At 37.3% G+C, this 14,575-nt stretch carries 14 protein-coding genes; 8 read left to right on the plus strand and 6 right to left on the minus strand.

Annotation, left to right across the window (positions count from 1 at the left end; all coding sequences use genetic code 11):
• Positions 1 to 51: 51 nt before the first annotated feature.
• From DRF61_RS14190 to DRF61_RS14210, 5 genes are all read left to right on the plus strand, one after another.
• The gene (locus DRF61_RS14190) at positions 52 to 1,005 is read left to right on the plus strand and encodes an ATP-grasp domain-containing protein (protein WP_111958157.1); all 954 of its coding nucleotides are present in this window, start codon (positions 52 to 54) and stop codon (positions 1,003 to 1,005) included.
• Positions 1,006 to 1,037: 32 nt separating this feature from the next.
• Positions 1,038 to 2,156, plus strand: a complete 1,119-nt coding sequence (locus tag DRF61_RS14195; protein WP_111958159.1) for a carboxylate-amine ligase — start codon at positions 1,038 to 1,040, stop codon at positions 2,154 to 2,156.
• A 35-nt stretch (positions 2,157 to 2,191) separates the two neighbouring features.
• Positions 2,192 to 3,025 (plus strand): type 1 glutamine amidotransferase, encoded by an 834-nt coding sequence (locus tag DRF61_RS14200; RefSeq protein WP_111958161.1) that lies wholly within the window; start codon positions 2,192 to 2,194, stop codon positions 3,023 to 3,025.
• Between the two features lie 182 nt (positions 3,026 to 3,207).
• Positions 3,208 to 4,392: a hypothetical protein gene (locus tag DRF61_RS14205; RefSeq protein ID WP_111958163.1), complete on the plus strand. Its 1,185-nt coding sequence runs from the start codon at positions 3,208 to 3,210 to the stop codon at positions 4,390 to 4,392.
• A 146-nt stretch (positions 4,393 to 4,538) separates the two neighbouring features.
• Positions 4,539 to 5,039, plus strand: a complete 501-nt coding sequence (locus DRF61_RS14210) for a MepB family protein (RefSeq protein ID WP_228452662.1) — start codon at positions 4,539 to 4,541, stop codon at positions 5,037 to 5,039.
• A 256-nt stretch (positions 5,040 to 5,295) separates the two neighbouring features.
• On the opposite strand, the gene cphA is transcribed toward DRF61_RS14210, so the two are convergent.
• Positions 5,296 to 7,926, minus strand: coding sequence for a cyanophycin synthetase (cphA, locus tag DRF61_RS14215; RefSeq protein WP_111958167.1), 2,631 nt, complete (start codon positions 7,924 to 7,926; stop codon positions 5,296 to 5,298).
• A 196-nt stretch (positions 7,927 to 8,122) separates the two neighbouring features.
• On the opposite strand from cphA, the gene DRF61_RS14220 reads away from it, so the two are divergent.
• From DRF61_RS14220 to DRF61_RS14230, 3 genes are all read left to right on the plus strand, one after another.
• Positions 8,123 to 9,013, plus strand: coding sequence for a cyanophycinase (locus DRF61_RS14220; protein ID WP_373426874.1), 891 nt, complete (start codon positions 8,123 to 8,125; stop codon positions 9,011 to 9,013).
• A 101-nt stretch (positions 9,014 to 9,114) separates the two neighbouring features.
• Positions 9,115 to 9,957 carry an isoaspartyl peptidase/L-asparaginase gene (locus tag DRF61_RS14225; protein WP_111958169.1) on the plus strand — a complete coding sequence of 281 codons (843 nt, stop codon included), beginning with the start codon at positions 9,115 to 9,117 and terminating at the stop codon, positions 9,955 to 9,957.
• Positions 9,958 to 10,054: 97 nt separating this feature from the next.
• Positions 10,055 to 10,291 carry a YtxH domain-containing protein gene (locus tag DRF61_RS14230; RefSeq protein WP_111958171.1) on the plus strand — a complete coding sequence of 79 codons (237 nt, stop codon included), beginning with the start codon at positions 10,055 to 10,057 and terminating at the stop codon, positions 10,289 to 10,291.
• A gap of 90 nt (positions 10,292 to 10,381) precedes the next feature.
• On the opposite strand, the gene DRF61_RS14235 is transcribed toward DRF61_RS14230, so the two are convergent.
• The 5 genes from DRF61_RS14235 to DRF61_RS14255 form a co-directional block, all read right to left on the minus strand.
• Complete coding sequence (locus DRF61_RS14235) at positions 10,382 to 11,173, minus strand: class I SAM-dependent methyltransferase (RefSeq protein WP_111958173.1); 792 nt, start codon at positions 11,171 to 11,173, stop codon at positions 10,382 to 10,384.
• Between the two features lie 68 nt (positions 11,174 to 11,241).
• The gene (locus DRF61_RS14240; protein ID WP_111958175.1) at positions 11,242 to 11,886 is read right to left on the minus strand and encodes a GNAT family N-acetyltransferase; all 645 of its coding nucleotides are present in this window, start codon (positions 11,884 to 11,886) and stop codon (positions 11,242 to 11,244) included.
• 16 nt (positions 11,887 to 11,902) lie between these two features.
• A complete protein-coding gene (locus tag DRF61_RS14245) occupies positions 11,903 to 12,442 on the minus strand; it encodes a PH domain-containing protein (RefSeq protein WP_111958400.1) in 540 nt (179 codons plus the stop codon).
• Between the two features lie 195 nt (positions 12,443 to 12,637).
• On the minus strand, positions 12,638 to 13,987 hold the full coding sequence (hisS, locus tag DRF61_RS14250) for a histidine--tRNA ligase (protein WP_111958177.1): 1,350 nt from the start codon (positions 13,985 to 13,987) through the stop codon (positions 12,638 to 12,640).
• Between the two features lie 123 nt (positions 13,988 to 14,110).
• Positions 14,111 to 14,566, minus strand: coding sequence for an HRDC domain-containing protein (locus tag DRF61_RS14255; RefSeq protein WP_223559328.1), 456 nt, complete (start codon positions 14,564 to 14,566; stop codon positions 14,111 to 14,113).
• Positions 14,567 to 14,575 lie beyond the last annotated feature (9 nt).

Here is a 14,575-nt window from a genome sequence, read left to right on the forward strand (position 1 = left end):
CATTTAATAAGATAAAATAATAAAACATATACCAATTTAAAAACAGAAATTATGGCAAAAAAAGTGGGAATTCTATTCGGTATGGAAGACACATTTCCTTGGGCGTTTATCGACAAAGTGAATGAGCTGGGCGGCGGAGAAATCATTGCTGAAGCAGTAAATATCGATAAACTTGAGCAGGGAGCTGATTACGGCTATGCAGTCATTATCGACAGAATTTCGCAGGATGTTCCTTTTTACAGGGCTTATTTGAAAAATGCAGCACTTAACGGAACTTATGTAATCAATAATCCATTCTGGTGGAGCGCCGACGAAAAGTTCTTCAATAATGCGCTGATGACAAAACTTGGAATTCCGCTTCCTAAAACAGTACTCCTTCCTTCGCACGAAAGACCTACAGATACTTCGGAAACATCATTCAGAAACCTGAAATTTCCTCACGACTGGGAATATATTTTCAATTATGTAGGGTTTCCTGCCTATATGAAACCTCATGACGGCGGCGGATGGAAAAGTGTATACAGGGTGGAAAATCCTGAAGATCTATGGGAAAAATTAAGCGAAACAGAACAGCTTGTGATGATGGTACAGGAGGAAATTGTTTTCGATGATTATTACAGGGTTTACTGTCTGGGCAAAAAATATGTTCACATTATGCCTTACGAACCACGTAATCCACATCACTTAAGGTATGCCACGACACATCAGACCAAAGGAGAGGAACTTGAAAAACTGTTAAAAACAATTCATGATTACACTATTACCATGAATGAAGCTCTAGGCTACGACTTCAATACGGTAGAGTTTGCCATCAGAGACGGAATTCCATATGCGATAGATTTCTGCAATCCGGCTCCTGATGCAGATAAAAACTCGGTAGGTGAAGAAAACTTTGCATGGATTGTAGAGCATTCTGCTAAACTGGCTATTGAAAAAGCAAAAGAATATGTTCCTGGAAAACCTAACATCTCTTGGGGTACGTTTGTAAAAGACTCCGTAAAATAAACATTAAAAAAATAAAAAAACACGAAAAAAAAATGCATCAGTTTACTATAGGAATCGAGGAAGAATATCAGATCATTGATGTTGAGAGCAGAGACTTAATATCTCATGTTTCAAAGATCATTGAAGGGGGCAAAGCTGTTTTAAGTGAAAATCTAAAACATGAAATGCATGAATCAATGATCGAAATGGAAACCGGAATCTGCCAGAATATCAAGGAAGCCAGAACGGAGCTGACTAACCTGAGAAGACATTTAATCAATACAGCTCATGAACAGGGACTTCGGGTTTCCGGAGGTGGAACCCATCCTTTTTCTAACTGGGAACATAACACCATCACCAACGGTGAGCGGTATAACAAGATCGTGGATGATATGGGAGATGTTGCCCGCGGAAATTTAATTTTCGGGCTCCATGTCCATATTGGGATCCCTAACCGTGAAGAAGGGGTAAGGATTCAGAATGTGATGCGTTATTTTCTTCCACACGTCTATGCACTTTCTACCAACTCACCTTTCTGGATCGGAAGAAATACAGGATTCAAGTCTTACAGACAGGAAATTTTTGTAAAATTCCCAAGAACCGGTATTCCCAGCTACTTCAATTCACTGGCTGAATTTGACAGCTATGTAGAACTTCTTGTAAAAACCGGAACTATAGATAATGCCAAGAAAATCTGGTGGGACCTGCGTGTCCACCCATTCTACCCTACCATTGAATTCAGAATCTGTGACATGCCTTTAAGGATAGAGGAAACAGTTTGTATGGCTGCCATTATGCAAAGTTTAGTAGCAAAAATCTATAAACTTCACCAGCAAAATTTAAGTTTCAGAAGCTACAGAAGATTATTGCTAAACGAAAACAAATGGAGAGCATCTAAAAGCGGTATTGAAGCCCATCTGATTGATTTCGGAAAAGAAGAATCCGTTCCTTATCCACATCTGCTGAAAGAACTCCTGGAATTCATTGATGATGTAGTAGATGACCTAGACTGCAGAAAAGAGGTTGAATATGCCTGGACCATCCTGGAAAACGGAACAGGAGCCGACAGACAGCTTAAAGTATTTAATGAAACCGGAGATCTTACCAAAGTAGTAGATTATATGATCTCTGAAACAGAGTATGGCATAACACATGGCGAAACGGCTTCGTAATATTTTTGGTAACTTTGCAAAAAATATGAAGTAGTATGAAAGATATTCGAATCGCTCTGGTTGATATGAACAACAACCATGTCAATCAAGGCTTTAGAAATATTAAAGAGATTTCAGAAGCATTCCAGCAAAGTTCTGAAGAAAATGTAACGATCAAAACATTTGATGTAAGGTTTAAGAATGAAATGCCCAACATTGAAGATTTTGACATCTTTATTTCTTCTGGCGGACCTGGAAACCCACACAGAGAAGGTTTGGAATGGGAGGACAAGTATGCCGCTTTTCTGGATGGTATTTTAAAACATAATAAACATAATGAAGATAAAAAATATCTGTTCCTGATCTGCCATTCATTCCAATTGGCAAGTATTCACTGGAAGCTGGGAAATATCTGCAAAAGAAAATCTTATTCTTTCGGGGTAATGCCGGTTCATAAAACAGACGAAGGCAAGCAGGAGTTTTTGTTCAAAAATCTTCAGGATCCTTTTTATGCTGTAGATTCCAGAGCGTACCAGTTTATTGAGCCGGATATGGACCGTTTTGATGAGTTGGGAATGAAAATCACGGCTATCGAGAAATTCAGACCACATATTAACCTGGAAAGAGCTATAATGGCTGTACGTTTTTCAGATGAAATATTCGGAACGCAGTTTCATCCGGAAGCTGATCCCAAAGGCATGATAGAAAATCTGAAAGACGAAAAGAATAAAACGGCAATGATTGAGAACTTCGGCATGGAGAAATACCTTGAAACTGTAGACAGAATAGATGATGAAGACAAGATTATCCTTACCAGAAGCCAAATCCTTCCGAGATTCCTTCAGTCTGCAAAAAAAAACATTTTAAAGGAAAGTGAAGCTTTGGCTTAAGCTTATATAATAGATGCTTCGACTTTGCTCAGCATGGCAATGCTGAACAAATAACAGTCAGTATTAGAGATGTTATGCTGAGCGAAGTCGAAGCATTATTAATAAGATATGGCAATAACCATAACAGATTAAATCGGACAGAAATGTTCGATTTTTTAAAATAAAAACCACAAAGAAAAAATATGATCCCAAAATACAGAAAACAGTTCAACCAGGAATTTTCGCAGGAAAAATATAATCAGCTTAAAGAAAGCCTTGCCCAGAAAGGAAATATTGCACCGGCATTCAGAATTTCAGAAAGCCCGCTTTTTCTTACAAATGAATTTAAAGACAAACTTCTTGACGCAAGCGAAAGTATTATTGACCAGATAAAAGCACTTCCTGCCGAAGTGCTTTACAAGGCTGTTCCGGATAACTGCAGAGTGCCGAATGACACGCTTCAGCCTCACTTTTTTACCATTGATTTTGGGATCTGCCGAAGCGAAAACGGAAAAATAGAACCTCAACTCATAGAACTGCAGGCATTTCCTTCTTTATATGCTTTTCAAAAAGTATTTGAGGACACATTTTGTGAGGTTTACCCTTTTCTTTCTGAGATCAGAAATACAATGCCGCATTCTGAGTTCAAAAGTCATTTAAAAGAGCTGATTATAGGTGATGAGGACCCTGAAAATGTTATTCTCCTTGAAATATTTCCAGAGAAACAGAAAACAGCCATTGATTTTGCTCTAACAGAACAATTACTGGGAATAAAAACAGTTTGCCTGACTAAAGTAAAAAAAGAAGGCAGAAAGCTGTTTTATGAAAACAACGGAAAAACTGTTGAGATTAAAAGGATCTATAACCGTGTCATTTTTGATGAACTGGATAGAATTCCGGATCTGAAAACCGGGTTCGATTTCCGTGATGATATTGATGTTAAATGGATCACACACCCTAACTGGTTCTTTAAGATTTCAAAGTTTCTTCTTCCGATTCTGAAGCATCAATTCGTTCCGAAGAGCTATTTTCTTCACGAATTCCCCGAATCCGAAAGTCTGGATAATTTTGTATTGAAACCTTTATTTTCATTTGCAGGAAGCGGAGTGAATTTAAATCCTACGAAAGAAATTACTGAGGCTATTGAGGATAAGGAAAATTATATCTTACAAAGAAAAGTAACTTATGAACCAATTTTTGAAGATATCAACGGAGAGTTTTCAAAAGCTGAAATCAGATTGCTTTACATCTGGCACGAAAATGACGAACGTCCTATTCTCCTGGAAAACTTGGGAAGAATGACTAAAGCTGCGATGGTAAATGTGGATTTTAACAAGAAGGATGCCATATGGATCGGGAGTTCTAATGCGTTTTTTGGAGAGGAGTAATTTGACAAATCAAAAAACAGGATAGTAAACAAAACCCAATTAATACAACAAATCCTTCTGCCTTCAGGAGGATTTGCTATTTTTGCAATGATTAGTCTCTATGTTAGCCTACAGAAAAGCTTATGGAGCGATAAAAAATGATATTCATGAATCTTAAAAATGTCGATGAACTGATTTTTCAGCTGCTTGGACTGAAACTTTTAAATGTAGAAGAAGATATAGAAACCCAAGAGTATTCAGGTTGCAGTTTAGGTCTAAACCAACTGAATATTAAATTCCGAACAGCAAAGATAACACCAACTAAAACAGGCCAGTTTGTGACTATCTGGAAACGTAATGAAAAGGGAGAAACAGCTCCGTTTGATTCCAATGATCTGTTTGATTTTTATTTAATTTCAGCTTCCACGGACAATGATAAAGGAATTTTCATATTTCCTAAAGAAGTTCTGATAGAAAAAGGAATTTTGTCCCATGATCAAAAGATTGGTAAAAGAGGAATCAGAGTATATCCAAACTGGGATCTCACGGAAAATAAGCAGGCAAAAGCCACTCAAAAATGGCAAGTAGAATACTTTCTTGATCTTTCACAGGATACGGAATTGTATCTTAAAAAAGCAAAACTACTATTTGATTTGAAAAATAGTTAATCTGTATATTTTTCTAACGCAAAATTTTGCACTAGCTATCTACATTTTAGAGTTGCAAAAAAGCTTCATCAGCGGGTTCGCCGCCTCGTTTACATTCCGTAAGGTAAAACCCGCTTTTCATAAAAGCTTTGTGTTAAAGAAACCTTTTGCAGATTAAACAGATTTTGCAGATCTAATAGATAAAAAAAGTGAATGAAAATTTGTTTAAAATAAAAAACGGCTGAAAATTCAGCCGTTTTTGTATAAATCATTTATTTTATGAATTTTTATCGTCTTCCATAAGCTCGCGTGCCTGGTAATCCTGTACCAGATCGATTGCATTGGAAATAACGTCACTTAAAGCAGTGATAAAGGTTCCTTCTTCAGCCATTCCCATGGCATGTTTTAAAGCTTCAATTTCTTTAGGTATAATCTCATAGCTCACATCTCTTCCGGCTTCATTAATACCATCGATGATCAATCCGTTGATTTCTTCTTCCGTTCTTCCTCTCAGGTGTTTTTCGTTTCTGATGATGATATAATCAAACATCCTTCCGGCAATTTTTCCGCATTCTCTGATATCACCATCCCGTCTGTCTCCTACTCCTGAAATAATGCCTATTTTCTTGGTAGATTCTACATTTTTAAGGTAATCTTCTATTGCCTGGTAGCCTGAAGGATTATGTGCAAAATCAATAAGAACCTTAAAATTCTTAAATTTAAAAATATTCAGTCTTCCCGGTGTAAGCTGCGCACTCGGAATAAAAGTTCTTAAGGAATTGGAAATGTCTTCGATTCCGAAACCGTAGAGATAGCTTGCCAAACTAGCAGCTAAAACATTTTCGATCATAAATCTGGCCTTTCCTTCCATGGTGATCGGGAAATCTTTAGCCTTTCCTATTCTGATCTTCCAGTCGCCTTTTTTAATCGTCACGAAACCTTCTTCATAAATGCAGGTAATTTTCCCTTCTTTGGCAAATTTTACGATATGGGGATTACTTTCATCCATACTGAATATCGCGACATTGCTGTCCAGATCATTAATGATCTTCATGGAATATTCATTATCAGCATTCAGGACGCTCCAGCCATTTTTCTTTACACTGTCCAGAACAACTCTTTTTACTTTCGTCAGGTCTTTTAGATTGTGAATATCATTCATTCCTAAATGATCCTCTTCGATATTCGTCAAAACCCCGATATCACATTGTGAAAATCCTAAGCCTGAACGCAGGATTCCGCCTCTTGCTGTTTCCAGAACAGCAAATTCTACCGTAGGATCTTTCAGAACAAACTCAGCAGAAAGCGGTCCTGTAGTATCTCCTTTGGAAAGCATTGTATTTTGTATGTAAATCCCGTCAGAAGTAGTAAAGCCTACTCTGTAACCATTGCTTTTTACAATATGGGAAATCAGTCTTGTTGTTGTTGTTTTTCCATTGGTTCCTGTCACGGCGATAATGGGAATGGTGAACGGTTTCCCCGGAGGATACAGCATATCAACTACCGGAGCTGCTACATTTCTCGGTAAACCTTCGCTTGGCGCCAGGTGCATTCTGAATCCGGGAGCAGCATTTACTTCAATAATGGCTGCACCGCTTTCTTTAAGAGGCTGAGTCAGGTTTTCTGCCATAATATCGATGCCGCAGACGTCCAGACCTATAATTTTGGAAACTCTTTCAGCCATGGTGATATTCTCCGGATGCACCATATCAGTAACATCTATGGAAGTGCCCCCTGTAGAAAGATTAGCCGTTGATTTCAAATAAACCACTTCTCCCTTCTGAGGGACGGTTTCAAGGGTGTACTGAAGCTTTTCAAGAAGTTCCAATGTATCTTTGTCTACTTCTATTTCGGTAAGCACATTTTCATGGCCATAACCTCTTCTCGGATCTCTGTTTTCTTTATCGATCAGCTCCTGAAGATTCAGTTCCCCATCGCCTACTACATGCGCGGGAACTCTCCTTGCCGCAGCAACCATTTTATTGTTAATGACCAGAACCCTGAAATCATATCCTGTAATATATTTTTCTACAATGACTTTTCTGGAATATTTCTGGGCATGTTCCAATCCTATTTTTGCTGCTTCCCAATCGTTTACATTAATAGAAGAACCCTTTCCGTGATTTCCATCCAATGGTTTTAGTACAATGGGATAGCCTATTCTTTTTATAACGCTGTCCAGACCTTCTTCATCCATCACCAGATCTCCGATAGGAACAGGTATAGCAGCATCATGGAGCATTTTTTTCGTCAGTTCTTTATTACATGCAATATCTACCGCAATTGAGCTTGTTTTTCCTGTAATGGTAGCCTGGAAACGCTGTTGGTTTACCCCATATCCAAGCTGCACCAAAGAATTTGTTCCCAATCTTATCCATGGAATTTTTCTGGAAACAGCCTCTTCCACGATACTTCCCGTAGAAGGTCCCAGGCGGACACGTTCTCTGATCTCCTTCAATTTCTGTATACAGGCATTAATATCGTATTCTTTATTATCTATTAAAGCCTGGGCTATATTTACAGCTTCTTCAGCAGCATAAATGCCTGCATTTTCTTCAATATAATTAAAAACAACATTGTATATTCCCGGTGATTTTGTTTCGCGGGTTCTTCCGAAGCCTACATCCATACCTGCCAGCGTCTGTATTTCCAACGCTATGTGTTCTATGACATGCCCCATCCAGGTTCCCGTTTCTATTCTGTGAAAGAATCCACCTTCTACTCCTTCTGAACACCTGTGGGTAAACAGAGAAGGGATCAGCTTTTCAATTCTTTCTCTGAAACCGTCGATTTTATTGGTAGGATAATTCTCCATTTCTTCAAGATCCAACCTCATCTGTATCAGCTTCTTTCTTCTGATACTCCAGATGTTTGGGCCTCGCAGTGCCTGTATCTTCTCAATTTTCATAATCTATTTGCATTTTATCAGTTAACAATAACTCCTTCAAAAATCAAAGATAATGTAAAACCCTAAACCAAACTATACCACATTTAAAGATTCCCAAAAAAAAATTAAAAAAAATTAACAATTCTAAAACATTAAAAATCATTAAAATGTGGCATGAATTTCGCCAAATGTTAATTATTTTTTAAATTTGCACACTATGATGAGACCCGTTGGAAAATTAATTATTATCGGAGGAGCTGTAAACAAAGGAAGCTTTGCAGAAACCGATTTCGACCAGAACATTGAAAAAAACCTTAACTTTTTTGAAAGAGGAATCTTAAGAAAGATCATTAACGAATCTAAGCTTAAGGAAAATTCTGTCATCGAAATTGTAACCACAGCCTCCCAGATCCCTCAAATTGTAGGCACAGAATACAAAAAAGCTTTTGAATTTCTTGGCGCCAAAAATGTAAATATTCTCGATATCCACAACCGTGAAGAGGCCAATTCTGATGCTATGGCAGCCAGAGCTAATGCAGCAGATGTTGTGATGTTCACCGGGGGAGATCAGCTCAGGCTGACTTCTATTCTTGGTGGAACAAGATTTCACGATACTATCTTACTGAAATACCAGGAGCAGGATTTTATCTATTCAGGGACTTCTGCCGGTGCGGCGGCGGCTTCTGAAAATATGATCTACCAGGGAAGCAGCTCTGAATCTCTTTTAAAGGGAGAAATTAAAACAACGCAGGGGCTGGGTCTTATAGATAATGTAATTATTGATACACACTTCGTACAGCGTGGCAGAATCGGGCGTCTTTTTCAGGCTGTAGTCAACAATCCGAGAACATTGGGAATAGGACTGGGTGAAGACACCGGACTTTTTATCCATAATGATATTATGACAGCTGTAGGTTCAGGGCTGGTGATCCTGGTAGATGGAAGATTTATTAAGGATACCAACCTTACGAATATCAACCTGGGTGAACCTATTTCAATCGATAATCTTACGGTACATGTTATGTCTATGAATGATCATTACGACCTTACCACAAAAAAACTTACGATCGAAAATTCACAGTTCAACCCTATCCCACAGGATAAATAAAAGTTAACGGTCAATCGTGAATAGTGAATTTCACCGGTTAAAATTTTATCGTTATCTTTAAAATTGACCATTGACTTTTCACAATTGGCAAATACAATCTTATGAAAATCATTATCCACGGCGGTTTTTTCTCTGAAAGCGATCAAAGTCATGAAGTAAAGACGGCAAAACAAAATTCTTTAAAACAGATTGTCCAAAAGGCTTTTGAATATCTTCAGACGCATTCTGCTTTTGATACGGCAGCTTATGCCGTTTCTCTTCTGGAAGATGATCCATTGTACAATGCAGGCATCGGCTCTCAGATACAAAGTGACGGTGTGATCCGTATGAGCGCAGCAATTATGGATGGAGAAACGCAGAAGTTAAGCGGTGTAATCAATCTTCAGAATGTAAAGAATCCGATTTTCGTCGCAAAAGAGCTAATCAAAGAGGATGACAGGGTTCTGGGTGGTAATGGTGCTAAGATTTATGCCTCTGAACATGGTTTCGAAAATTTCTCAACGGAGATTCCCCAAAGAAGAAGTGAATATGAAGCTAAACTTAATAATGGCGGTAAAGGAACGGTAGGCTGTGTTGTTCTTGATAAAGACGGAAAGCTGGCAGTAGCAACCTCTACAGGCGGGAAAGGCTTTGAGATTCCTGGAAGGATTTCAGATTCGGCGACGGTAGCAGGAAATTATGCCAATTCAGTCTGTGCAGTAAGCTGTACAGGTGTAGGAGAAGATATTGTAAGCAATGCCACTGCTGCAAAGATTGTAACGAGAACTACTGACGGAATGAGTCTGAAACAGGCTTTTAATAAGACATTTGAGGAACTTCAGACCATAGATGGCTTTGCAGGGGCTATCGCTATTGATAAAGACGGAAATATCTATCATCAGGATTCTTATCCTACGATGGTCTTTGCAAGTTTTGACGGAGAAGATTTTCAGGTCTTTCAATAATTTTAACATTTTTTTATTATCCTATTTAATTTTTTGGCACGTATTTTACATGTTTACTAGTAACAAGTTTTAATATAAATCATTAAAAATAAAAATCATGGGAAATAAAACAAAAGGGCTATTGGCCTTACTAGGGGTAGGTGCTTTAGCATATTGGAAATACAAGAACTCTACACCTGAAGAAAAGCAGGCTGTAAAAGATAAAATCAATACTGCAAAAGACAACCTGAACAAATGGGGAAATGACGTGAAGAACAAAGCCAATGATGTTGCATCCCAGGTTCAGAATAAAGTAGACGAAGCTAAAACAAAAGCTGAAGATTCTTTAAGCTAAAAGCAGATTAGTTTTTTTAACATTCATATATGAAAAGTCATCGTAATCTCAGGATTATGATGACTTTTTATTTTAAATGATACTGTAAAATTAATTTTTATATCCTTTCAAAGCATAAACCAACGGCAATTTATTATCAAACTTTGAAATCCGCCATTTCCCTTTTTCAAATTCTTCCACATGGTTGAAACACGGATAAGGTGACCAGTCAAATTCCTGGAATTTTTCCAGTTGTATATCATGATTTATTAGATTCTGCAACACTTCAGCTAAAGAATGGTTCCACATCACATACTGCTGAACAATATCTGCAGATTGATCAGCATAGGTTCCTTCGTAGGTTTCTACAATAGGTTTTTCATTAAAATAATTGTAGGCAACTTTCGTAAAATCATCATCAAACATCCAGACGGCAGGATGAAATTCCGCCATTATAAATTTTCCACCTGGTTTTAAATAATGGCTGATGACCTCTGCCCATTTATCTAGGTCAGGAAGCCAGCCTATTACTCCGTAACTTGTATAGACGATATCAAATTTCTGATCAAGAATCTCCGGAAGGCTGTATACATCCGAACAGATAAATTCTGTATCGGTACCACATTGCTGTGCAAGCTCTTTTCCTGCTTCAATAGCTTTATCAGACAGGTCTATACCAATAACCTGAGCTCCCATTCTTGACAAGGAAATAGAATCCTGTCCGAAATGACATTGAAGATGCAGAATACTTTTACCTTTTATATCTCCTAGAAGCTCCAGCTCTATCGGATTGAGTGAGTTTCTTCCTTTCAGGAATTCATCTACAAAATAGAAATCCGATTTCAGGTGAGGATCTACTTTGGCATTCCATGAGTTTTTATTGATTTCCAGGTAATTTTCCATGGTGTTTGTTTAATGCTAATTTAGAAAATGTTTTGAGATTATTTTACTTAATACTTATGTACAAACAATCAAATTCCGGGAATAACAATGGATGTATAAGAACTGTAAAGCTCCCACCCCATTGTTTCATAAAGTGATTTTCCCTGCTCTGTTGCCACTAAAAAATTGTTGTGAATACCATTTGATACTGCAATTTTCTCGAGTTCATGCATCAGAAAAGTAGCGAGTCCATTTCTTTGATGGTTTTCTGCTGTTACAATTCTGTCATAAACTGCCATATCACCTGCAAGCACAATTCTGCCTATGCAAGCCAACTCTCCATTTTCATCAATAATCTTAACCGCTGTTGTGGAATTGTAGTTTTCATATTCAAGCCGATAGCTTTCGCTCAGGCTTTTCCGTGAAATATTCATCGGACTGGAACAGAACATCATGTATCCGGGAGGCTGAATTATCCATTTTTCTGATATCCTATTATTTACCTCATCCGGAGAGGCGCAAACCTTGAGGTAAATCCAGGGTTCATCAATCTGTTTTGAGAGTTCAATGAAATCATCATTGATCTCAGGAAAAACATATCTTATTTTCTGCTTTTCTTCTCCTACTTCTACTTTAAAACCGGATTTGTATCTTACCGGAAGAGGAAGTTTTCTGGACAATGACCATGCCCTCAACCATTTCTCTATAATATTATAAGGCACGATGTCCATCATGGTTTGCTCGTTATATTTACAAAGGCTGGTTCAGCAGTTTCTTTTTCTGTTCTGCAAATTCTTCTTCACTTAACACTCCACTTTCTCTGAGTCTCCCCAACTGTTCCAATTGATCTAAAACTGAAGGTTCTGATTTACTTTGAAAATATTCTTTAGGACGGGCCATAAAGTCCCTTACTTTTTCACAAAATAATTCTGCATAATATTTTCCAACATTATCAATTTCAAGAACATTATCCGAAATATGAATATCTATGGAAGCCAGCATAAACTCTTTTTCGTACTGAATTGAACTGACTTTATCGTATGAAAAATCTTCAACTTTTAATCCGTACATGAATTCTTTATCAACAAAAATTAACCTTCTGTCAGTAGCGACCAAAATGATGTGGTGTTTGGTTGTTTTGTTTCTTCCTTCAACGAGATAAACTATTTTTTCGTCAATAGAAAGAATTTCCGGTAACTCACGGATTTCTTTCCTTGCAAAAATAGTAGGATTGATGTCTAATATTTCCAGTTCATCTTTTATTTCGTCAAGTCTTGATTTTTCACTCATTATTAGCTTTTATAAATGGTAGATATTACAAATTTAATTTTTTTCTAAAATAGGGAAAGACATAAGTCTATTATTTTAAAAATAAAATTTAACAGTCATTCTTACAAAAACATAACTCGCACAAATATTAATACCAGTAAATGCAAAAAGCATTATCGATTGATAATGCTTTTTAATTTTATATTTTCCAGAATATTACCCTAAAAACTCTTCCAAAGAAACTGTTTTCTGTTCTCCAGCTCCCAGATCCTTAAAAGTAACTGTTCCGTTTTTAATTTCTTCTTCTCCTAAAAAAACAAGATTTTTAATACCTTTCTTTTCAGCGTATGTAAATTGTTTGTTCAGCTTTGCATTTTCAGGGTACAGCTCAGCGGAAATTCCTTTTTCCCTTAGTTGCATGATCAGTTTTAAAGCTTCTACTGTTTCTTCTCCTCCGAAGTTAGCAAAAAGGTATTCTACTTTCATTGAAGCTTCTTCAGGGAAAAGATTAAGCTCTTCCATCACCAGATAAACCCTGTCCAAACCAAACGAGATCCCGATTCCCGGAATATTTTTAACTCCGAAAACCTCTGTAAGGTTGTCATATCTACCACCACCTCCGATGGATCCCATTGCCACCTCATCCGCTTTCACTTCAAAAATAGCCCCGGTATAGTAATCTAAACCTCTGGCCAGCGTAATATTGAATACCAGATTCTGCATATCTACACCAAGGTTCAGAGATTGAGTAAGGACAAATTCAAGTTCTTCCACTCCTTTCAGTCCAATTTCACTGTCAGCAAATTTTTCTTTTAACTGAAGAAGATTTTCCAGCGCATCATCGGACTGATTAAATAAGAACTCCAATTTATCAATAGATTCCTGAGAAATTTCTCTTTCCAGTAATTCTTTAACAACTCCTTCTTTTCCTATTTTGTCCAGTTTATCGAGAGCTACAGTAAATTCAATCAGTTTATCAGTAATACCTGCATATTCTGCCAGACCGGAAAGGATCTTTCTGTTGTTCATATGGATGGTAACAGGAATTTTCAGATCGGAGAATGATTTCAGATATAGCTGAACCAAATCCACTTCCTGTAATAAGCTTTCGCTTCCTACCACATCTGCATCACATTGGTAAAATTCTCTGAATCTGCCCTTCTGTGGACGGTCTGCTCTCCATACCGGCTGAATTTGGTAACGTTTGTAAGGAAATGTCAGCTTACCATGATTCATAGCCACGAACCTTGCAAAAGGTACGGTAAGGTCATAACGGAGCGCTTTATCTGAAATTTGAGAAATAAGTTTCTGATGATTTTTATTATCCCAGTCTTCCTGATTCACTTTTGAAGCGTATTCCCCTGAGTTCAAAATTTTAAAGATCAATCGGTCACCTTCTTCTCCGTACTTTCCTGTCAAAGTAGAAAGATTTTCAAAGCTTGGGGTTTCTAGTGGCTGAAAACCGAACAATTCAAAATTATTCTGTAAAATATTAATAATATATTTTCTTCTTGAAACTTCCTGTGCTGTAAAATCTCTCGTTCCTTTTGCTAAACTTGGCTTCATTTGCTATATGTCATTTTGATAGATGCAAAAATAAGGAATTGAAAGGACTTTTCCGAAAGATAAAAAAGCTGAGGGAGAAATCTCCCCCAGCTCCTGATACATCATCATTAAGAAGTTCAAAAATCAGACACTTTCAAGAATCTCTAAAATCTCTTCACCATAGTTTTCAATCTTATGTTTTCCGAAACCTTTGATCTCAAGCAGCTCTTCTTTTTTAGCAGGTTTATACTTAGCCACAGACATCAGTTCTTTATTGCTCGCGATAAAATAAGTGGGGAGATTCTGTTCTTTCGCCTTCTCAGATCTCCAGTATTTCAGGGCATCTAAAATTTTCTCTTCATCGGAGTTTAAAGTATCATTATCTGCAGAGTACTTTACTGCCTTTGGTTCCTTCACTGTATTTTTGGCTGTTTTCAGCTCTTCAAAATACAGGATTACGGACCAATAACATTCATCGTTTACAAAAGCGGTTTCCACTTTTATAATTTCGTTCACGTCAAGAAAATCATCAAGCATTTTTTGATCTCTATGAAGAAATTCCTTGGAAAGTCTGATTTTAAAAACTTTTACATTCATCATTTGTGTTTT

The organism is Chryseobacterium lathyri, assembly GCF_003290185.1.
In the GTDB taxonomy this organism is placed as follows: Bacteria; Bacteroidota; Bacteroidia; order Flavobacteriales; family Weeksellaceae; genus Chryseobacterium; species Chryseobacterium lathyri.